This is a genomic window from Microbulbifer guangxiensis, assembly GCF_021729075.1.
GTDB classification, from domain to species: Bacteria; Pseudomonadota; Gammaproteobacteria; order Pseudomonadales; family Cellvibrionaceae; genus Microbulbifer; species Microbulbifer guangxiensis.
On the sequence record NZ_JAJSAQ010000003.1, the window covers coordinates 51,680 to 71,742 of the forward strand.

At 61.4% G+C, this 20,063-nt stretch carries 18 protein-coding genes; 12 read left to right on the forward strand and 6 right to left on the reverse strand.

Translation table 11 applies throughout. The features are described 5' to 3' along the window. Positions 1-5 precede the first annotated feature (5 nt). Positions 6-707 (forward strand): glutamine amidotransferase-related protein, encoded by a 702-nt coding sequence (locus tag LVD12_RS07235; RefSeq protein ID WP_237066966.1) that lies wholly within the window; start codon positions 6-8, stop codon positions 705-707. Positions 708-769: 62 nt separating this feature from the next. Here the strand turns inward: LVD12_RS07235 and LVD12_RS07240 are convergent, their stop codons facing one another. After that, positions 770-1,318 carry a thioredoxin family protein gene (locus LVD12_RS07240; RefSeq protein ID WP_237066968.1) on the reverse strand — a complete coding sequence of 183 codons (549 nt, stop codon included), beginning with the start codon at positions 1,316-1,318 and terminating at the stop codon, positions 770-772. 61 nt (positions 1,319-1,379) lie between these two features. After that, positions 1,380-2,366, reverse strand: a complete 987-nt coding sequence (locus tag LVD12_RS07245) for a questin oxidase family protein (RefSeq protein ID WP_237066970.1) — start codon at positions 2,364-2,366, stop codon at positions 1,380-1,382. A 171-nt stretch (positions 2,367-2,537) separates the two neighbouring features. Here LVD12_RS07245 and LVD12_RS07250 point away from each other — a divergent pair, with 171 nt between their 5' ends. Beyond that, complete coding sequence (locus LVD12_RS07250) at positions 2,538-3,731, forward strand: methyltransferase (protein ID WP_237066972.1); 1,194 nt, start codon at positions 2,538-2,540, stop codon at positions 3,729-3,731. A 426-nt stretch (positions 3,732-4,157) separates the two neighbouring features. Then, positions 4,158-5,939 (forward strand): hypothetical protein, encoded by a 1,782-nt coding sequence (locus tag LVD12_RS07255; protein WP_237066974.1) that lies wholly within the window; start codon positions 4,158-4,160, stop codon positions 5,937-5,939. A gap of 167 nt (positions 5,940-6,106) precedes the next feature. Here the strand turns inward: LVD12_RS07255 and LVD12_RS07260 are convergent, their stop codons facing one another. Beyond that, positions 6,107-6,361 carry a hypothetical protein gene (locus LVD12_RS07260; protein WP_237066976.1) on the reverse strand — a complete coding sequence of 85 codons (255 nt, stop codon included), beginning with the start codon at positions 6,359-6,361 and terminating at the stop codon, positions 6,107-6,109. Between the two features lie 36 nt (positions 6,362-6,397). On the opposite strand from LVD12_RS07260, the gene LVD12_RS07265 reads away from it, so the two are divergent. Further along, positions 6,398-6,721, forward strand: coding sequence for a hypothetical protein (locus LVD12_RS07265; RefSeq protein WP_237066978.1), 324 nt, complete (start codon positions 6,398-6,400; stop codon positions 6,719-6,721). Positions 6,722-6,876: 155 nt separating this feature from the next. On the opposite strand, the gene ettA is transcribed toward LVD12_RS07265, so the two are convergent. Next, positions 6,877-8,541, reverse strand: coding sequence for an energy-dependent translational throttle protein EttA (gene ettA, locus LVD12_RS07270; protein ID WP_237066979.1), 1,665 nt, complete (start codon positions 8,539-8,541; stop codon positions 6,877-6,879). 187 nt (positions 8,542-8,728) lie between these two features. Between ettA and LVD12_RS07275 the strand changes: the two genes are divergently transcribed. The 4 genes from LVD12_RS07275 to fnr all read left to right on the forward strand — a co-directional run bounded on the left by LVD12_RS07275 (position 8,729) and on the right by fnr (position 13,061). After that, positions 8,729-9,835, forward strand: a complete 1,107-nt coding sequence (locus LVD12_RS07275) for an enoyl-CoA hydratase/isomerase family protein (protein ID WP_237066980.1) — start codon at positions 8,729-8,731, stop codon at positions 9,833-9,835. Positions 9,836-9,904: 69 nt separating this feature from the next. Beyond that, a complete protein-coding gene (gene mmsB, locus LVD12_RS07280; RefSeq protein WP_237066982.1) occupies positions 9,905-10,804 on the forward strand; it encodes a 3-hydroxyisobutyrate dehydrogenase in 900 nt (299 codons plus the stop codon). 86 nt (positions 10,805-10,890) lie between these two features. Then, positions 10,891-12,258, forward strand: a complete 1,368-nt coding sequence (gene hemN / locus LVD12_RS07285; protein ID WP_237066984.1) for an oxygen-independent coproporphyrinogen III oxidase — start codon at positions 10,891-10,893, stop codon at positions 12,256-12,258. 68 nt (positions 12,259-12,326) lie between these two features. Next, positions 12,327-13,061, forward strand: coding sequence for a fumarate/nitrate reduction transcriptional regulator Fnr (fnr, locus tag LVD12_RS07290; RefSeq protein WP_237066986.1), 735 nt, complete (start codon positions 12,327-12,329; stop codon positions 13,059-13,061). On the opposite strand, the gene LVD12_RS07295 is transcribed toward fnr, so the two are convergent. Then, positions 13,058-13,486 (reverse strand): SpoIIAA family protein, encoded by a 429-nt coding sequence (locus tag LVD12_RS07295; RefSeq protein ID WP_237066988.1) that lies wholly within the window; start codon positions 13,484-13,486, stop codon positions 13,058-13,060. The genes fnr and LVD12_RS07295 overlap by 4 nt on opposite strands. Before the next feature lie 53 nt (positions 13,487-13,539). After that, on the reverse strand, positions 13,540-14,112 hold the full coding sequence (locus tag LVD12_RS07300; RefSeq protein WP_237066990.1) for a hemerythrin domain-containing protein: 573 nt from the start codon (positions 14,110-14,112) through the stop codon (positions 13,540-13,542). A 515-nt stretch (positions 14,113-14,627) separates the two neighbouring features. Here LVD12_RS07300 and LVD12_RS07305 point away from each other — a divergent pair. From LVD12_RS07305 to LVD12_RS07320, 4 genes are all read left to right on the forward strand, one after another. Further along, the gene (locus LVD12_RS07305; protein ID WP_237066992.1) at positions 14,628-15,125 is read left to right on the forward strand and encodes an outer membrane beta-barrel protein; all 498 of its coding nucleotides are present in this window, start codon (positions 14,628-14,630) and stop codon (positions 15,123-15,125) included. 230 nt (positions 15,126-15,355) lie between these two features. Continuing rightward, the gene (gene glyA / locus LVD12_RS07310) at positions 15,356-16,624 is read left to right on the forward strand and encodes a serine hydroxymethyltransferase (RefSeq protein WP_237066994.1); all 1,269 of its coding nucleotides are present in this window, start codon (positions 15,356-15,358) and stop codon (positions 16,622-16,624) included. Between the two features lie 369 nt (positions 16,625-16,993). Then, positions 16,994-18,664, forward strand: coding sequence for a flavin monoamine oxidase family protein (locus LVD12_RS07315; RefSeq protein ID WP_237066996.1), 1,671 nt, complete (start codon positions 16,994-16,996; stop codon positions 18,662-18,664). A gap of 238 nt (positions 18,665-18,902) precedes the next feature. After that, a complete protein-coding gene (locus LVD12_RS07320) occupies positions 18,903-19,994 on the forward strand; it encodes an extracellular solute-binding protein (protein WP_237066998.1) in 1,092 nt (363 codons plus the stop codon). Positions 19,995-20,063 lie beyond the last annotated feature (69 nt).

Below are 20,063 nucleotides of genomic sequence, written 5' to 3' on the forward strand. Positions count from 1 at the left end.
AAATAATGAAAATAGGTGTATTGAAGACCGACGATGTACGCAAGGAACTGGTGGGGGAGTTTGGTGAATATCCTGAGATGTTTGCCGAGCTGCTGCGCGCCCAGGATCCGACACTGGAATTCGTGACCTACGAGGTGCAGCACGGGCACTACCCCGAAGATATCGATGAGGTGGATGCCTACCTGATGACCGGCAGTAAAACCGGTGTCTACGAGGACAAGGCGTGGATTCCGCCGCTGATGGAGTTCGTGCGCAAGCTGCATGAGAAGAAGAAGCCCACCATCGGTATCTGCTTTGGCCACCAGCTGATTGCCGAAGCTCTCGGCGGCAAGACCCGCAAGTCCGGTAAGGGCTGGGGTATTGGTGTACACAGCTATGAGATGCAGGACATGCCGGCGTGGATGTCCGAGCCCCGCAAGGACTTCAGCCTGCTGGTGAGCCACCAGGACCAGGTGGAAGAGCTGCCGGAAGGGGCCAAAGTGCTGGCCGCCAGCGATTTCTGCCCGCACGCCATGGTGCAGGTCGGTGATCACATCCTGACCATGCAGGCCCACCCTGAATTCACCAAGCCCTACTCCAAGAGCCTGATGGAGCTTCGCACTGAAGTGTTCGGCGAGGATCTGGTGGATAAGGGCAAGGCTTCCCTGCAGAACGACATCCACGAGAGTGCCGTCGCCAAGTGGATGGTCGAGTTCCTGCGTCGCTGACAGGCCCGCCCAGGCGGGGGGCGGTGACACCGCTCCCCGTGGTTACCCGCTGACTTTCCCCGCTACTTCCACTTGATATTGCAGCCCACCGAGGGCACCTGATCCTGCGTCGGGCTCTCGCCCGCCAGCACGGCATCCACCGCTGCCCGCAGGTCCCTGCCGTTGACCGGTTTGCCGTTGCCCGGCCGGCTATCGTCAAACTGCCCGCGGTAGACCAAACGATGCTCCCGGTCATACAGGAAGAAATCCGGCGTGCAGGCGGCCCCAAAGGCCTTCGCCACCTCCTGGCTCTCATCTACCAGATAGGGGAATACATAGCCCCGCGCTGCAATTTCCTCCTGCATTCTTGTCGGGCTGTCGTCCGGGTAACTGGCAAAGTCATTGCTGTTGATGGCAATGACCTGGAGACCGGCGGGTGCATACTGACGGGCGAACTCCGAAAACTCAGCAGCCAGGTGCTTAACAAACGGACAGTGATTGCAGATAAAGGCCACCAGCACCGGCCCGCCGGAGAGGTCTTCGCTGCGGAGCGGAGCACCGGTGGCATCCGGCAGGGTGAAAGCGGGCATCGCTGTGCCCAGGGGTGTCATGTTGGATGGGGTGAGAGCCATTGTGGAAGATTTCCGTCGGTGGGCCTTTATGTGGTGCTGTTTGTTCTGGTTGTTCCCGGGCTCAACTTTCCACGGTCAGGGCGGCGGCAGCGCGATAGTCGTCATTGCCGTAATGCTCTGCCTCCCGCCAGGCGCTGTAGCAGAGCTTGATGACATGATCGTCCTCACTGCGACAGGCGCGTTTGAGCAGTGACTCCCATTCCGCGGCGGTCGGACTGTCCTGGTCGGCTTCGGTAAACTCTTTCGGCCCGGTACTCAGGTAGGCGATGACCAGTGCCCGCCAGAAGTAACGCAGGGCCTGTTCGGGATCGCTGCAGTGGGGCAGGATCAGGCGCAGGGCGTGGCAGCCAGTCACGCCGTGCAACAGGGTGAAGTCGCCGGTCCCCCGGTAAGCGGCCAGCGCCACTTCGGCGATATCCTGCAGGCCGAGTTGTTGCGGTTGTATCGGAGTTTCCTGCCAGTCCTCCTGACGGGTGACGGCGGCCATATGGTCGCTGATATTACCCGGGGCCAGGGAGATGAGAGGAAAGCGCGCCGCCGCCATGGCCGGAATCTCCGCCGCTGCGACGGGCAGCAGTACGTCACTGGCGGGCAGCTCGCGGTACTCCATATTCCAGTAGGCAAGACCGGTGGCCACCTCCTGCTGGTGGCCGGCATCGATACCGTAGGCCGTGCGGATCAGGCCGTGAAAGGCAGCAGTGCCGATAGAGGGCAGTAATGGCGGCAACTCGCGCCGGAGGGCCTCGGCGATACCGTGCTGGCGTAACTGTCCCTGGTAATAGGCCAGGGCACTGGGGAAGCGCTCCTCGCGGTTGCGCAGATCGGCGATGGTCTCGCCTTCAGCTAGCGGCGCCGCAGGTTCCAGCTGGGGGCGTTCCAGGTGCGCGCTGGAACGGTCGAAGGCGCTCTGCAGTTGTTCCCGCGTGGCCCCCATCTTGTCGAGGGCGATGAGGACCATGGGCAGGTGATTGGCAAGGCGATCCCCGTAACGCACGTGGTAGGCACTGGCGGCCTCCAGCAGCTCGACACAATAGCGGCTGATACTCATGGTGGCTTCCCTCCTCAGTCCTGAGTGCAAGCATGAGGTTGGTCTCCAGTGTATGCGTTCGGGTAGCGGGAAGCCATGGCTCGGCGCAATCATCACGGGCGCATAAAATAGGCAGAAGTGCGAAGCGGTGCAGGGCGAGCAGGGGCGGTAATGAAAGAGTGGGTGGGCAGAATGCAGGCGCACGAACTGTCACAGCGATTTGAGTGGCTGGACCGGTTACTGGCCCAGAGTCGTCAGTGGTGGCAGGTGCGGCCGTTCCACCATCGGGACTACTGCTGGGCGCAAATTCATCCGGATCTCTGCCAGGCGCTCGATGCGCTGGAGGAGGCTGAGCTGCACCGCCTGCAGGGCGACATCGCAGCGGCTTCACGTTGGCTGTCCCCGTGGTTGGAGGGAGTTGAAGAGCTGCAACGCCTCAGCGTCCTGCCGAGGCTCACCGCTCGGCAACTATCTCCTCCCGAGCGCCTCGATCATGGCATCCCGGGACGCAAGTGGCAGCAGATCCTTGCCTTTGCCGGATGTATCGGCAACGGCTCTGGCCCTCTGCTGGAATGGTGTGCTGGCAAGGGGCACCTCGGCCGACTTATTTCTTCAGTACAGCGGCGCCCGGTGACCAGCCTGGAGTGGCAAGCGCAACTCTGTCGTAAAGGGGAGGCGCTGGCGGACCGCAGAGGAGTGTCGATGCGCTTTGTCCACTGCGACGCGTTCAGTGAGCAGGCAGGGCAGTGGGTCAGGCGCGGCGAGCATGCCGTCGCCCTGCACGCCTGCGGCGATCTGCACACAACCCTGATGCGCCACTGGCGGGCCAACCAGGGGGCCAGTCTCACAATTTCCCCCTGCTGTTATCACGTAATCAGGACCGACGACTTCGTGCCCATGTCCCAGGCCGGTGAAGTGGCCCGGGTGAAGTTGGCTCGCGAGGACCTGCATCTGCCCCTGCAGGAGACGGTCACCGCTGGTGCCGGTGTGCGCCGGTTGCGGGAGCGGGAGCTGCACTGGCGGATGGCCTTCGATGAGCTGCAGCGCGAACTGCGCGGGCAAGATCGTTATCTGCCGGTACCCAATGTCCGCAAGGGGTTGCTGAAAGAAGGTTTCCCGGCATTCGCCAGCTGGGCAGCGGCCCGTAAGCGCCTGGATCTATTGGGGGAAGTGGATGAGGAAAAGTGGCTGGCGCTGGGTTGGCAGAGGCTGCAAAGGGTTCGCCGCATGGAGTTGGTCACCCACGTCTTCCGCCGGCCTCTGGAGCTGTGGTTGGTCCTGGATCGCGCTCTGTACCTGCAGGAAGGGGGGGCAAGGGTGCAGCTCGGGGAATTCTGCGATCGAGAGATAACCCCGCGCAATATCCTGATCACTGCCGAGCGCTAGGCAGGTTCGGTCGGGCTCAGCGTGGCTCTCATTGTCGGGGGGGCGAATCGCAGCAATGATGCTCAGAGTCCCATCTTTTCTTAGCTCTGGTCGGGCTTCTGCTGGCACCTGTCAGTGAAATGGCGACGTAGTTCGCAGGCTTTCTGCCGTTCCGTCTTATTTTCACGATTCCACTGGCATTATTCCAAAAAATCCCAGAGAATCAATTAGTGGGAATAAATTATTCCTGTGATGTATTTCGTGTGATACAGAGTTGCCCGGGTCCGGTGCAGTTTCTGAGAGGTATGGAATGCTGCTCTAGCCCGGGCTTGCCAAGCCCCGGGAACCCCGACCCTCAAGCGCTCAAGTGGCAGGCTGATGGTTGCCTGCATGCTGGGTCGGCAGGGGCGTGGCGTGAAATATTTTCCGTACATCAGAAGGCACAATATGAGAATAACGACTCACCTTCGTTTCCTTGCCGTTGCGACATTGCTGGTTGGGGCCAGTGCTCAGGCGGCGCCATGGGATACGCCCGATTACTACCTCTGCGAAAACCGCGTGGATGGCGAGTGGAATTATGGCCGCGTGCCATCCGGCTGTGACGTGGACCCCTGGGGGGATCCCCAGTTTGCCTATGCGAATTTCGGACCGCTGGTTTTCAACGATAGCCAGGATCGCAGTGCCGAACGCGCACGTTACATGAACGAGATGCACTCAGTAATCCGTGAGTCAGCTCTCTACTACCTGGGTCAGCGCAAGACCCCGGCATCCGGTGAGGCCGATGCCTGGGCCCATGCGATGCTGGCAGTTGCCCAGCAGGAAACCTTCTGGAGCCACTACCGGGAGGCGGTGGAAGATGCGCGCCTCAAGATGGTTCGAGGCGACAGTGGCCACGGGCATGGCATGATGCAAGTGGATGACCGCTGGCATTTTGATGCTCTTGAAAACGGTGCCGGCTGGCAGGTCTTCGCCAATCTTGGCTACGCCATGGATATTTATTTCACTGCGTGGGAAGACGCGGCAACGGAGGCCTGTGTCCCCGAGGGCGACTGGCGTGCGCGGGCACGCTCGGCCTATTCCATGTACAACGGTGGGCCGAGCAAGGGATGCCGCTGGACCGACTCGAGTGACCCCTGGTATCGCAACGATGAAGCGTTCGTCGCGAAGTTTGATACCAAAAGCTGGCTTGACCTGATGTCGGATCCCGATCACCGCACCGGGCTGGATATTGTCTGTTTCATGGAGGCCTCGGATGGGTGCTCCGGTATTCAGACGATCGATCCGGACGATATCAGTAACTGGGAGGGGCGTGTGGTGCGGCTGGAATCCGGCGAGTCCTGTCTTTATGACGGCACTGCACTGGATTGCGTTGAGCAGGTGGAGGATTTTATCTGCCTGTCGCTGCAGTACGATGTCGTCGCGGTCAGCACGCTTTATCCGAGTGCAGCCGTTTCCGACCCGGTCAGCCGCACGGTGCAGGACCGTCATCAGTGCTGGGGTGTAGCGCTGGATGGGCTGCGTAAAGTGGGGCAGGCCATTGAAAGCATCCAGGCCATCAATCTCCGGGAGACCCCGGGGGGAACCGATACCGGGGTGGATACTGCCGTGGGCACCACCTATCAGGTACTGGACATGGTGGTGCGCGATCAGTCCGAGCTCTATCGTTATTACCGGGTTCGCGTCGATGGTACCGAGGGATATATCTATGGCGGCAGTGCCGCCAGTGCTGACGAATGGGTGATTGCGGGGGACCATGCCAACCTGGGGGAAGTGATTGTGCCCCAGGCCGGCGATACCCTGAAAGTGCTGCGCAGCGAGGGTATCAAGATCGAGGATGTTCCCGGTGGCACTGAGGTCGGAGAGGTCGAATTGGACAGCGAACACCTTGTAGACGAGGTGCTCGTGCAGGGCGTGGAGAACCACGTTTATTACAAGATAAGCACCGTGGGGATTACCGGTTATATCTATGGCGGGCAGTTGCTGGGTGAAAATACCCAGGCCGACTGGGTGAGCATCGCTTCATCCGGTTCGGGCGGTGGCAGTGGCTCTGGAAGTGGCAGTGGCTCCGGAAGCGGTGATTCCGGGGGATCTACAGGGACTGGTGGCGCCTCCAATTTTAATGGGTCGCAAAAATCAGGTGGTGGCGGCACGATGTCGTGGCTGCTGTTGATGCTCGGCGTGATAGTGGGTGCCCGTCGCCTGCGCAATCAAGGAGTCAAGTCCTTATGAGGCGATTCCTCTTTATCCTGGTTGCCCTCTCTCTGGTTGGTGGCGCGGCAAGTTGGTTGATTGGGGCAGACGCTCCCCGGACGAAGCCTGGCAGTCCAGCAGTACAAGAGTTGGCTGTCGCGCCTGATGTTGCTCACAAGGAGAGCGCGATCGCTGCGAACGAGGACCTACTGGAGGATCCACTGGAAGCTCCAGTGGATCCCCGCCTTGAACAGCGTGAACGGGCCGCACAAGAAATCCGGAATCTGCTCTCCTGCGAGCAGAGCAATAGTTGTCCCCAGGACAATAGTGACCCCCGGGCCAGCTATTTTTTGCTGGGTGATTTGCTCGTAGAAAAGCTTCGCAATTTTGAAGCGCAGTTTTCGGATACGCCCGGGTTTGATGCGCAGGCAGAGCTTCTGGTTGCCGAACTGCTCTCGCACAGGAATGGTCACGTCCAGGCTGAAGCCGTCCGCTTTATGTCAGAGCGGGAACCCAATGTTACCCATGCCAGGCTGCTGTTGTCTGAGCTTGAGGGGACTGCGGATGGAAAACTGCTGGTGAAGGCGCTGCCGGAGCTGGCGCGTTACCCGGGGCTGGAGCCTGAGGTCCGCGGCCTGTTCGAGCGCACCCTGCGTTCCGGTTCCATCTCTGCCTCGCGGGAGCTGGCGCAGAACCTTGGTCCGTATCTGAATGACGGCAACGTCGAATTCTATACGGCACTGGCCAGGGAACTGCCCGGGCAGGCAGCCAAAACGCGTTATCTGAAGGCAACACTGGAAGCCTATGAGCGGGGCCAGTAGTACACATCGCTCCGCCTGGTAGTGCGTTGATGAATTCCCGCTGGTCCGCAAGGTGAGGCAATGTACCGGCCGGCCGGGAACTTCAGCGAACGCGCGGCATAAAGCGGCATAAAAAAGGCGGCCTTCAGGCCGCCTTCGCTATTCCATCAGCAGGATCAGGTCTTCAGCTTCTTGTAGTGCATGCGATGCGGTGTGGCATCTTCACCCTTACGCTGGACGAAGTCCTCGTGGTACTCGGTGTAGTTGCCCTCGAAGAACACCACCTCGCTCTCGCCTTCGTAGGCCAGGATGTGGGTGGCGACCCGGTCCAGGAACCAGCGGTCGTGGGAGATTACCAGGGCACAGCCGGGGAAGTTCAGCAGTGCTTCTTCCAGTGCGCGCAGGGTTTCGATATCCAGGTCGTTGGACGGTTCGTCGAGCAACAGTACGTTGGCACCCTGCTTGAGGGTGTAGGCCAGGTGCAGGCGGCCGCGCTCACCACCGGACAGCTCGCCCACGCGCTTCTGCTGGTCGGAACCCTTGAAGTTGAAACGGCCGATATAGTTGCGCGAGCCCACTTCATAGTTGTTGATCTTGAGCATGTCGTGACCGTCGGACACGGCTTCCCACACGGTCTTGTTGTCGTCCAGGTTTTCGCGGCTCTGGTCGACGCTGGCGATCTGTACGGTTTCACCGATCTTGATCTCACCGGAATCGGGCTTTTCGGTGCCATTGATCATGCGGAACAGGGTGGACTTACCCGCGCCGTTGCCGCCGACGATACCGACGATGGCACCTTTCGGTACCCGGAAGGACAGGTTGTCGATCAGTACGCGATCGCCGAAAGCTTTGCTCACATTGACCAGTTCGATCACGTTGTCGCCCAGGCGCTCACCCGGCGGAATGTAGATCTCGTTGGTCTCGTTGCGGGCCTGGAATTCCTGGGACTGCATTTCTTCCAGTCGGGACAGACGGGCCTTGTTCTTGGACTGGCGGCCCTTCGGGTTCTGGCGCGCCCATTCCAGTTCCTTCTGCATCGCCTTCGCACGGGCCTGTTCACCCTTCTGCTCCTGCTCCAGGCGCTTCTCCTTCTGTTCCAGCCAGGTGGTGTAGTTGCCTTCCCAGGGAATGCCGTGGCCACGGTCCAGTTCCAGAATCCAGCCGGCGACGTTGTCGAGGAAATAGCGGTCGTGGGTGATGGCCACCACGGTGCCATCGAAGTCGTGCAGGAAGCGTTCGAGCCAGTACACACTCTCTGCGTCGAGGTGGTTGGTGGGCTCGTCCAGCAGCAGCATATCCGGGCGGGACAGCAGTAGGCGGCACAGGGCCACGCGGCGCTTTTCACCGCCGGACAGATTGTTCACATCGGCATCCCACGGTGGCAGGCGCAGGGCGTCTGCGGCCACTTCGAGACGATGCTCCAGGTTATGGGCATCCCAGGCCTGGATCACGTCTTCATAGTGCTGCTGCTTCTTGGCCAGCGCATCGAAGTCGGCATCCGGCTCGGCATAGTCGGCGTAGACCTGCTCGAGGCCCGCCAGTGCATCGATGGCTTCGCGCATGCCGTCTTCGACGTTGCCGCGCACGGTCTTGGCCGGGTCCAGTTGCGGCTCCTGCGGCAGGTAGCCTACCTTGATGCCCGGCATGGCGCGGGCTTCACCGTTATAGTCCTGGTCGACGCCGGCCATGATGCGCAACAGGGTGGACTTACCGGCGCCGTTCAGGCCCAGCACGCCGATCTTGGCGCCGGGGAAAAAGGACAGGGAGATGTCCTTGAGGATTTCGCGTTTGGGCGGCACTACTTTGCCCACCCGGTTCATGGTGTAGACGTATTCAGCCATTTAGGGTTCCGTTGGAGTTCCGTTTTTGATGGACGGTGGGAATCGCTCAGAATTTGCGCGCAACTTAGCAGGTTGCCGGAAAAGTGCAACCGGCCCGTTCGGGGACCCACCGGCGGCAGCCGGCTGACGGAATGGAGGATGTATGTTTAACTCTTCAGCCCGGAAGTCATACAAATAATGCAGAGTCATGGATCAGGATCCCCCCGTACTGTTTTCCCGCCGCGGCGCACTGGCGCTGGCGACCCTCAACCTCCCCAAAGCGCTCAATGCGCTGAACCTGGAGATGATCGAGCTGCTGGACCGACAGCTGCAGGAGTGGGCGACCGATGACAGCGTCGCCTGCATCTGGGTTGAGGGCAGTGGGGAAAAGGGCTTCTGTGCCGGTGGCGATGTGGTGTCATTGTACAAGGCCTCCAACGGCTACGGTGAGGCGCCGAAGACCGACTACACCACTGAGTTCTTCTCGCGCGAATACCGGCTCGACTACCGCATCCATACCTACCCCAAGCCAATCGTGGTCTGGGGGGACGGTATCGTCATGGGGGGCGGTATCGGCATCATGGCCGGCGCCAGTCACCGCATCGTTACCGAGCGCACCCGCCTGGCCATGCCGGAAGTGACCATCGGCCTGTTTCCGGATGTAGGCGGCAGCTGGTTCCTGAACCGCATGCCCGGACGGCTGGGCCTGTTCCTCGGCCTCACGGGGGCCCAGTTCAACGGCAGTGATGCCCTGTTCGCCGGCCTGGCCGACCGCCTGGTTGCCGACAACGAGCGCCTGGCCACCCTGGATGCCCTCGCTGATCTGCCATTCTGCGAACACGAGAGTGAGAACCATCGCCTGGTTGGCGATTGCCTGAAGGGACTGGAGCTGCGCCCGGACCACCAGCCCGCCTCCAACCTGCGTGCCCACTATGACCAGATCCAGGCCCTGACCGACTTTTCCACCCTGCCCGAGGTGTGTGAGGCCATTACCGCTTACGACGGAGACGACGAGTGGTTGCTGAAAGCCGCGAAGACTCTGGCAGGGGGCTCGCCGCTGACACCGTGGATCGTGTGGGAGCAGCTGCGCCGCGGCCGCCACCAGTCTCTGGCGGAAGTGTTCCGGATGGAGCTGGTACTGGCTGTTAACCTGTGTGCCAGCGGGCATTTCCGCGAGGGTGTCCGTGCGCTGCTGATCGACAAGGACCGCTCGCCCCAGTGGCAGCCGGCAAACCTGGCCGGGATCGAATGGCAGGCCGTCGAGCGGTGCTTCACCCCCCCCTGGTCCGGGGACCACCCACTGGCGGACCTCTAGGCCCTGCAGTTGTTGGGCTACTGACTGGGGATCAGGGAATAAGAGCAATAAAAGCAGAGGAACAACCTCATGGAAAACATCGCATTTCTCGGCCTGGGTAATATGGGTGGCCCCATGGCCGCGAACCTGGTCAAAGGCGGCTTCGCGGTCACCGCTTTCGACCCTGCCGCGCCAGCCCTGGAGCAGGCGCGGCAGGGCGGTTGTGCTGCGGCCGACAGTGCCCACGCTGCTGCCAGCGGTGCCGACGTGGTGATCTCGATGTTGCCCAATGGCGGCATCGTCAAGGAACTCTACTTAGGCGTACGGGGTTTGTTGCAGGTACTGGGCCCTGAAACCCGGGTGATCGACTGCTCCACCATCGCCGCCAGTGATGCACGCCAGCTCATTGCCGCGGCGGGCGAGCGTGGTATCCGCGCCATCGATGCACCGGTGTCCGGTGGCACCGCTGCCGCGGCGGCCGGCACGCTGTCCTTTATGTGCGGAGGTGAGGCATCGGCGGTGGAAGCGGCACGGCCGGTACTGTCGGCCATGGGCGCCAACATCTTCCATGCCGGGCCGGCCGGCTGCGGCCAGGTGGCCAAGATCTGCAACAACATGTTGCTGGCGATCCACATGATCGGCACCGCCGAGGCGCTGCAGTTGGGGGTGGACAATGGCCTGGACCCGAAAGTGCTGTCGGACATCATGAAAGCCAGTTCCGGTGACAACTGGTCGCTGGATAAATACAACCCCTTCCCGGGTGTCATGGAGGGGGTGCCCGCCTCCCGTGGCTACAGCGGCGGCTTCTCCGTGGCGTTGATGCTGAAGGACTTGGGCCTGGCCATGGACACCGCCGCCGGCAGCGCCACATCCACGCCCTTGGGAGCCCTGGCCAAGAACCTCTACCAGCTGCACGGGGGTGACGATGCCAACCGCCGGCTGGATTTCTCCAGTATCCAGAACCTGTTCCGGCGCCCCGCCGGCGACTGACTCCGGGGGCGGCTTGATGTGCATCAAGAGCCGCCCGGTTCCGTCCCCTTAGGCTTGCACCATCGATTTTCCACAGGTGTAAACCAATGGTGCATGCCGATTCCGTACCCAGTGCGGCGCTCCTCAACCGCTACGGCTCTTCCTGTCCGCGCTACACGTCCTATCCCACCGCAGACCGCTTTGGCGATCTGGGCGGGGCCGAGCCCTGGGCCGCGCTGCAAGACATCCGCACGCTGTCGCTCTATGTGCATATCCCGTTCTGCCGGTCCCTGTGTTACTTCTGTGCCTGCAACAAGGTGGTGACCCAGCAGTATGGGCTGGCCTCGGGCTACCTGGAGCAGCTGCTGGCGGAAGCGCGCAGCTACCGAGAGCGGGTAGCCGATGTGCCGGTGGTGCAGCTGCACCTGGGCGGTGGTACCCCAACTTTTCTCAATGACGGCGACCTGCGACGCCTGGTCGAAGGGCTGGGCGAGACGTTCAACCTCGGCGGCGTGGGGCGGGAATACGGCATCGAGGCGGATCCCCGCACCCTGGAGCTGGAGAGCCTCGCCACCCTGCGCGATCTGGGTTTCAACCGCCTGAGCCTCGGAATCCAGGATTTCGATCTGACCGTGCAGCGGGCGATCAATCGAATCTGTACCTCCGGGCAGGTACGGGAGTTGACTGAAGAGGCGCGCCGGCAGGATTTTGAATCCATCTCCTACGATCTGATCTACGGCCTGCCGCACCAGAGCCTGGAAACACTGCGGGATACCATCGGCCAGGTCGTGGAGCTGGCCCCAGACCGCATCGCCCTCTATCACTACGCGCACCTGCCTCAACGTTTCAGGGCCCAACGCCTGATCGATACCGACGCGGTGCCGGACGCGCGGGAAAAAGTGGAGATGCAGCTGGCCGCGGTTCAGGCACTGGAGGAGGCCGGATACGACTATCTGGGCATGGATCACTTCGCCCGCCGCGACGACACCATGGCCCGAGCCGCCCGCGCCGGTGAACTGCAGCGCAACTTCCAGGGTTATACCCTGATGCCCGCCGATGCGCTGGTGGGGCTCGGAGCCTCGGCGATCAGCTACAGCGCCGACGGTTACTGGCAGAACCATCACCGCCTCAAGGACTACAACGGGGCGATCGCTGAGCGCGGCTCGGCGGTCTTCCGCGGCTGGCAGCTCTCTGCCGACGACCGCCTGCGCCAGTACGTGATCATGGAGCTGATGTGCCGGCTCAGCCTGGACAAGGCTGAGGTCTCCCGCCGAGCGGGAGCGGCCTTTGATGTTTACTTTGCCCCGGAACTGGCGCGACTGGCGCCGCTGCGGGCGGATGGCCTGATCGGAGAGAATGACCAGCGGCTGTGGATCACGCCGCTGGGGCGCTGGTTCGTGCGACATGTGGCCGCAGCCTTCGATGCCTATTTGGCCCATCGTGCGGAGACTCCGCGCTACTCGAAGGTGATCTGATGGGGTGCGACAGCCCTGCGCCGAGGCGTTACAATGGCGTTTTGCCACCTTCTGTCGATCGCCCGCCCATGAAAGACACTCTCTCCGCGGTAAATTGTGGAAACTGCTCGGTCAGGCGCCTGTGCCTGCCCGCGGGCCTGTCAGGGGAGGAGATCGACCGGCTGGAAAAGATTACCGGCAAGCGCCGCATGCTGCGGGCTGGTGAAGCCCTGTACCGGGCCGGCGATCCGTTCACCAATCTGTTTGCAATCCGCTCCGGTAGTTTCAAGTCGACTGTCATCGCCGCCGATGGCGATACCCAGGTGACGCACTTCGCCCTGCCCGGCGAGCTGCTGGGTCTCGATGCCTATAGCGGCCGCATGCACTCCAGTTTCGCCGAGGCGCTGGAGGACAGTTCCGTATGTGTGCTGCCCTTCGCCCAGCTTGAGGGGCTCGCTCAGGAAGTGCCCGCCCTGCAGCACCAGATCTACAACATCTTCTCGGAAGAGCTGAAAAAGGAAAACGAGACGCTGTTGCTGCTCGGCAAGCGCTCCGCGGAGACGCGTATGGCTGCGCTGTTGATGAATATTTCCAGCCGCTATTCCCGCCGCGGCTATTCGGCCACTGCCTTCGTGCTGTCGATGCCGCGCACGGATATTGCCAACTACCTGGGGCTGACGGCCGAGACCGTCAGCCGCCTGCTGACCAAGTTCCAGCGCGAGAAGATGATCGCCGTGCGCGGTCGCGAGGTGGAAATTCTCGATCTGATTGCGCTCAGCGAGCTCGCCGGCACCCACTGTAGCTACGAAGACGCCGGTGCCTAGGCACCGGTGTTTTCTTCGATTTTGCCATCGTCGGTTTTTTCAGCTTCCGCCAGCCACTCCAGCGCATCACAGCGATCTTCAAAATAACGGGTGCTGGCGGCGGTGAACCAGCCGGCGACCTTGGTGGCCAGCTCCTGCCAGCCCTCTTCACCAATCACGGCGATATGGGAAAACTCGCTTCCGTGGCGCAGGCCCAGTTTCAGATCGTCCCAGGCCGCGCGCAATTCCCAGCCATGTAACTCGGTGATGTCCACCAGTGCCTTGACGCGGGGGTGGGCCACGGCACTCAGGGCGCTTTCCAGCATCGGTGTGATGATCTCATAGTCATCGTGGGTCAGCTTGCCCACGACTCTGATGTAGAGAAAGAACTCGCGGCCAATCCTTTCGATGCCGAGAGACAGGCCGTGCTTGTCGGGTTTGCGCATTCCAGCTTCCTTTTCTCTGTTTTTCCTGTGTCCCCCGCTTCCCGGCCAGTGGCTCAGGCGGTGACGCGTTCCGGTTCGTAGATATCGACGATGTAATGGTGCAGTGATTCGTACAGTCGCCTCAGGTCTGAACTGAACAACGGGTCCCGTTGATGTCGCAGTTTCTCTTCCACCTGTGCCCAGTCGTCCGCAGTGAGCATGGCGGCAAACTGCGGGAAGATACGTGTGTTCTCCCGTTGCATGTGTGCTCGCTGCAGCTGCAGATAGTCGCGGCTGGCGCGCATCAGCCGACTGCGTTCCACCGCAGCATCGTTGGCGACCGCATAAAACAGCGCATTCATACGCCGGGTCGCGGCGGTGATCTTCCGGTGCTCCTGTTGCGTGGTCTCGATCGCCTCGCAATCGGCGCCGTCCTTTGCCAGTAGTTTCTGCATGGCCAGGTCCTCGACCGGATGGTGCCAGCGATCGGGGTAGATGCTGATGTAATCCAGTGCGTCGAGAATCAGGCTCAGGGTTTCCGGATCACGGTCCCTGCGGGTCAGGTCGCGCAGCAGCCGGTCAAAGGCGTCGAGTAGCTTCTGCATGTTGTGATGGTCATCGCACAGTTGGCGGTAAAGGTAATGCATGGCGATCTCCCGTGGCGGCCGCGCTGAAGGTTTACCGTCATTCTGGGAGAGTGGGATAGTGGACACTTGACCTGGATCAAACACTGCGGTGATCGGCGCCTGTGTCTTCTTGGGTGGCAGCTGCCCCTGCGCTCCTGCCAGACGATAGAGCAGGGCCGGGATCGGTAGTTGGCAGTTAGTATGGAACAGGGACCCCGCGGTAAACTTGCGGCGGGAGTCCCGATACCACGGTGAATGTGCCGGGTACCGTCGCCGCCAAGGTGGAATTAGATCAATTGATCTGTATTGCTGTCCCGGTTGTTGATTCTGATTCGCCAGTGTCCATTGAGGCGGAATAGTGTTCCATAGGCCGGCTAAATGGAAATAGATCAGTGGAACCAATCGTCCCGGCGGGCAGTCAGAGAGTGCCCTGCGGCGTTTACTGCGTACGACTGTGACTCCGGTAACTGTTCTGCGGGATAAAACGCGGCTAGAATCCGCGCAAATTTCTGAACAACAAGTATTGGGGAAATCCTATGCGTAAGATTGCTACCGGCGCCGCTGCGCTGTTGCTGGCCTGTTCTGCTGGCGTCAACGCCCAGAGCCAGGGAACTGCCTACTGGGGCGCGACTGCTGGCCTGATGGACATCGACTTCCGTAACGCCGACAGCCCGATCAACGTCGGCCTGCGTGGCGGCTACACCCTGCCGTCCGGCTGGGGCTTAGAGGCGGAGTACACCAACTCCCTGATCAGCGGTGAGGCGGATGTATTCCAGAACGACGTCGACGTCGACGTGCAGACCCTGGCCGGTTACGGCACCTACCGCTCCTACGGCGACATCTACTTCAAGGGTCGCTTTGGCCTGCTGTATGAAGATGTGAGCGTTGGCAGTGCCAGCAGCGATGACACCGGCATCTCCCTGGGCGGCGGTATCGGCTTCGATATGAGCCCGAACACCAATGTCGAACTCGAGTACACCATGATCGAGGAAGACATCGGTTTCTGGTCCGGCACCATGACCCTGACCTTCTAAGACCCTGTCTCCACGCGGCCTCCGGGCCGCGTCTTCGTTCTGGCGCATTGGCTCCCGCCTTGGTGTACAATGCGCGCCTTTCTAGAATACCCAGGCTTTCGGTGACGGCCCCGGCTCGCACTTTTCGCGCTATCCCGCAGGGTGGGTAATAGCCCGCGACCCCGGCCCCGTAGTACGGCCGCTGCCGATAGACCCAGTCAGTCATCAGCTCGCTTTACCGAGGGAAAACCATGTTTGATCCATCAGTCACACTTTCCTCCTTTGACCCGGAAGTCTGGGAAGCCATCGAGGAGGAGAACCGCCGCCAGGAAGAGCATATCGAGCTGATTGCTTCCGAGAACTACACCAGCCCGATGGTGATGGAGGCTCAGGGCAGCTCCATGACCAACAAGTATGCCGAGGGCTATCCCGGCAAGCGCTATTACGGTGGCTGTGAGTACGTGGACAAGGTGGAAGTGCTGGCGATCGAGCGTGCCAAGCAGTTGTTCGGTGCCGATTACGCCAACGTACAGCCGCACTCCGGTTCCCAGGCCAACGCGGCTGTGTACCAGGCCCTGTGTGAACCGGGCGACACCGTGCTGGGCATGAGCCTGGCCCACGGCGGCCACCTGACCCACGGTGCCCGGGTGAACTTCTCCGGCAAGATCTACAACGCGGTGCAGTACGGCCTCAACCCGGAAACCGGCGAGGTGGATTACGAGGAAGTGGAGCGCCTGGCGCTGGAACACAAGCCGAAGATGATCGTCGGCGGCTTCTCCGCCTACAGCCGCATCATGGACTGGGCCCGTTTCCGCGAAATTGCCGACAAGGTCGGTGCCTACCTGCTGGTGGATATGGCCCACGTGGCGGGCCTGGTGGCGGCCGGTGAGTACCCGTCGCCGATCCCCCACGCCGACGTGGTGACCTCCACCACCCACAAGACCCTGCGCGGCCCGCGCGGCGGCATCATCCTGGCCCGCGCCAATGCCGACATCGAGAAGAAGCTCAATTCTGCGGTATTCCCCGGTGGCCAGGGCGGCCCGCTGATGCACGTGATCGCGGCCAAGGCGGTTTCCTTCAAGGAAGCCATGAGCCCGGATTACAAGGCCTACCAGAAGAAAGTGGTGGAGAACGCCCGCGCCATGGCGGAAACCTTCCTGGATCGGGGTATCAACATCGTCTCTGGCGGTACCGATGACCACCTGATGCTGGTGGACCTGATCGGCAAGGAGTATACCGGTAAGGACGCGGACGAGGCCCTGGGCCGTGCGAACATCACCGTGAATAAGAACGCGGTGCCGAACGATCCACGCTCCCCGTTCATCACCAGTGGCCTGCGTGTCGGCACCCCGGCCATCACCACCCGAGGCTTCGGCGTGGCCGAGACCCAGCAGCTGACCCACTGGATCTGTGACGTGCTGGATGCCCTGGAGAAGGGCGATGCTGAAGCGACCATCGCCGACGTGAAGCAGAAGGTGCTCGATATCTGCGCCAAGTTCCCGGTCTACAAGAAAGACTGATTTTCCCTCCCCGAGAAAGCGGCTCACTGAGCCGCTTTTTTTTGCCTGCTCGTTGTCCGACGCCTGCCCCGTGCCCGTAGTCCGCGCTCTGGCGCCTCCCTGTGCGGATGTTCTCTTCTGCCGCTGGATTATTTTTCTAGTTTTGTGACTTTTTTCGAATCATTGTTCGATTTTTTCGGGCAGGTATGTAGAATAGCGCGCAACATATTTCTAATCAGAATAAAAAAACAGCCTGCTATCGCTAGAGTGCCGGGAATTTTGGAAAGCAGTTCCGCCACCCGGGCCGTTTGTGCTGACAGCTAAGGATCGGATTCACCAGCGGCCCTGCGGTTCGGGGGCCGGAAACTTACTGGCTTTAGGAAGAAGAAGATGAAGAGCCGAAAGTCCCTCTCCCCTATCGCGGGTCTCCTGCGCCGCCTGCGCGCTGCCGAAGAACTCTCCGACAAGACCGGTATCTCCGCCGACGAGAGCCTCGATATCATCAACGAAGGCTCCAGGTTCGCGGGCAAGAATGCCTCTGAAGAGGGACGCCGCCAGTTCCTCAAGCAGCTGGGCCTGGGCGCTGCGGTGCTGGGCACCGCCGGTGCCGCCAGCACCGTCTCGCGTCCGGCGCAGGCGATTGCGGGCGGAGCCACTGATCCCGGCCGCGTCGCCATTATCGGTGGCGGTATTGCCGGCATTCGCTGCGCTCACCGCCTGTACCAGTACAACGGCGCTACCTCCAAGGTGTTCGAAGGCAACACCCGGATCGGTGGCCGCGTCAGCACCAACCGCAGCATCTTCGGTCGCCCGGTAGAGCGGGGCGGTGAGCTCATCTCCACCGAGCATACCTATGCCCGTAACCTGGCCAGCCAGCTGGGCCTGGATGTTGAGGATGTGAATGGCAATGCGGTGCCCGGCGGCAACGAGCTGTACTACGTCAATGGCCAGCACTACACCGAGCACCAGCTGAACGCTGAGTGGCGCGAAGTTTACAAGATCTTCAAGCGTGCCCAGCAGGATGCTCCCTGGGTTCCCACCTACGAGTGGAACAATGCCTTCCACCGCGAGCTGGATTACATCGACGTGAACAGCTGGCTGGACCATGTCGGCATTGGTGCCAACTCCAATATGGGACAGGTGTTCCAGGCGGATATCGTCGCCGAATACGGCATCCAGCCCGAGCACACCACAGCGCTGAACCTGATCTACCTGCTGGCCTGGAACCCGGTGAACACCGCGCTGCCGCTGGCGGGCACCGATGAGCGCTTCCGTATCGCCGGCGGCAACGACCAGCTGGTAACCCGCATGGTCGACGAGTTGCCGGAAGGCACTGTGGAAACCGGTCGCAAACTGGTGGCTGTCCAGGGTTCTCTCAACGGCCCCTACAACCTGGTGTTCGAGGACGGCTACGAACACGCCTGCGACCGTCTGGTGCTGGCAATCCCATTCTCCATGCTGAAGGATGTGGATATCGATCCCCGCATCTATGGCGGTTTCCGCCCGCAGAAGCGCATGGCGATCGAGCGCATGGCCTTTGGTTCCAACGGCAAGCTGGCGGTGCACGGCGCGACCCGCCCATGGACCCAGCCGACCGTCATCAACGGCGAGCAGTTCACTCCGAACGGTGTAACCTATGTCGGCCGACCGGAGCTGTTCGATACCTGGGATTCCACCTCTGTCACTGGCAGCACTGATGGCATTCTGGTGAATTTCTTCGGAGGGGATTACGGCAAGCAGATTGGCAGCGACAAGCCGTTTGCTGCGCCCTCCAGTAAGGATCTCAATCACTTCTTCGGTATCGTGGATAATGTGTTCCCTGGCACCAGCGCCGCCTTTACCGGCAAGGCCATGCTGTCCAAGTGGGCGGCCAACCCCTGGTCCAAAGGCTCCTATTCCACGCAGACCTTCGGCGACTACACCGAGTGGTGGGGGGCAGCAGGCCTGAAAGAAGGCAACATTCATTTCTGTGGTGAGCACACCGCCTTGGAAATGTTCGGCTACATCGATGGTGCCATCAGCACCGGCGAGCGTGCCGCCCAGGAAATTCACCAGGGCTGAGTGGCTGAAAGTGTCCCCCCGGGTCGCTGCCAGGTGGCCCGGGGGAGGTGTGATTGAGCGGCGGCTGGGGTAGAGTCTCCTTTCAGTTGTCGTGGGTCTGACCGGCTTGCGCGAGGTAGCCCGCATCCGGTTGCTTTTCGGGAGTGGTCGATTCGCACGGGACTGCTTTCCCGGAGTGACATGTCTGTAACAGGAACAGTGGCTGTCCGCGGGGGCGGCATGCCAACTGGAGGTCAATGTGAGAGCAAGGAATCTGCTGTTGTGCGCATTTTCGCTACTGCTGGTCCCGCTGGCGGAGGCCCGGGAGCTGCACGTCGCCAACTGGTCCGACTACATCGGCGAAAATACCCTGGCCCGGTTCGAGGCCGAGACCGGTATCAAGGTGCACTATTACGAGTTCGACGATATCGAAGAGCTCGAACAGACCTGGATCAGCCGGGGGCGCCAGTTCGACATCATTATTCCCGGTTCTGAAAGCCTCTCCAGTTACATCAAGGCCGGTCTTCTTGCTCCGCTGGATCGCAGTCGCCTGCCGCGCTGGTCTGCCAATGACCCCCGCTTCCTGGAGCGCCTTCAGGTTTATGATCCCCAGAACCGATACGCCTTCCCGTTTCTCTGGGGTACGGTCGGTATCGGCTACAACGTGGCCGCCGTGCGTGAAGCCTTTGGAGGGCGGTTGCCCGAGGACAGCTGGGACCTGCTGTTTGACCCGGAGCGGCTGGCCAAACTCGATCACTGCGGTGTGACCCTGCTGCGCTCGCCGGAGGAAATCTTCGATGTGGGCCTCAAGTACATTGGCAAGGATCCCAGCAGCATGAGCACGGCGCACCAGCTGATGGTGGCCAACCTGCTGGCGAAGGTGCGCCTTCATGTGACCGACTTCGACTCCGGCAACTATGTGGAGAACCTGTCCAGTGGCAAGCACTGCCTGGTACACGGATGGAGTGGCGATATCCTGCAGGCACAGGCCGACGCCCGCGAGCAGGGCAATGACTTCGAGATCCGCTATATCACGCCGCGGGAGGGCTTCCCGCTGTGGATCGATGTGGTGGCCCTGACGGCAGCGGCGCCCAATGTCGACGAGGCGTATGCGTTCATGAACTACCTGCTGCGGCCCCAGGTGATTGCCGAGATCAGCAACGAGCTGCAGTATGCCAATGCCAACCTGGAGGCCCGGGAACTGGTGGATGATGCCCTGCTGGCGAATCCGATCGTCTACCCGGACACAGACAATATGGGCAATGCCTGGCTGGCCCCTCCCACCGACGGGGATATCCTCGCCCTGCGCCAGCGCCTCTGGCAGCGCATCATCGAACGCGAAACCCTCTAGCCCTGCGGCGGTCCCGCGCTGACTGGCGCCCTGTCGGGCGCCGGCTATGGTAAACTGCGGCCCATTTTC

Coding starts and splice junctions, on each gene's coding strand:
- glyA (WP_237066994.1), top strand. CDS start 15,356: ATGTTTGATCCATCAGTCACACTTTCCTCCTTTGACCCGGAAGTCTGG.
- LVD12_RS07315 (WP_237066996.1), top strand. CDS start 16,994: ATGAAGAGCCGAAAGTCCCTCTCCCCTATCGCGGGTCTCCTGCGCCGC.
- hemN (WP_237066984.1), top strand. CDS start 10,891: ATGGTGCATGCCGATTCCGTACCCAGTGCGGCGCTCCTCAACCGCTAC.
- LVD12_RS07275 (WP_237066980.1), top strand. CDS start 8,729: ATGGATCAGGATCCCCCCGTACTGTTTTCCCGCCGCGGCGCACTGGCG.
- LVD12_RS07240 (WP_237066968.1), bottom strand. CDS start 1,318: ATGGCTCTCACCCCATCCAACATGACACCCCTGGGCACAGCGATGCCC.
- LVD12_RS07295 (WP_237066988.1), bottom strand. CDS start 13,486: ATGCGCAAACCCGACAAGCACGGCCTGTCTCTCGGCATCGAAAGGATT.
- fnr (WP_237066986.1), top strand. CDS start 12,327: ATGAAAGACACTCTCTCCGCGGTAAATTGTGGAAACTGCTCGGTCAGG.
- LVD12_RS07305 (WP_237066992.1), top strand. CDS start 14,628: ATGCGTAAGATTGCTACCGGCGCCGCTGCGCTGTTGCTGGCCTGTTCT.
- mmsB (WP_237066982.1), top strand. CDS start 9,905: ATGGAAAACATCGCATTTCTCGGCCTGGGTAATATGGGTGGCCCCATG.
- LVD12_RS07250 (WP_237066972.1), top strand. CDS start 2,538: ATGCAGGCGCACGAACTGTCACAGCGATTTGAGTGGCTGGACCGGTTA.
- LVD12_RS07265 (WP_237066978.1), top strand. CDS start 6,398: ATGTCAGAGCGGGAACCCAATGTTACCCATGCCAGGCTGCTGTTGTCT.
- LVD12_RS07300 (WP_237066990.1), bottom strand. CDS start 14,112: ATGCATTACCTTTACCGCCAACTGTGCGATGACCATCACAACATGCAG.
- ettA (WP_237066979.1), bottom strand. CDS start 8,541: ATGGCTGAATACGTCTACACCATGAACCGGGTGGGCAAAGTAGTGCCG.
- LVD12_RS07235 (WP_237066966.1), top strand. CDS start 6: ATGAAAATAGGTGTATTGAAGACCGACGATGTACGCAAGGAACTGGTG.
- LVD12_RS07245 (WP_237066970.1), bottom strand. CDS start 2,366: ATGAGTATCAGCCGCTATTGTGTCGAGCTGCTGGAGGCCGCCAGTGCC.
- LVD12_RS07255 (WP_237066974.1), top strand. CDS start 4,158: ATGAGAATAACGACTCACCTTCGTTTCCTTGCCGTTGCGACATTGCTG.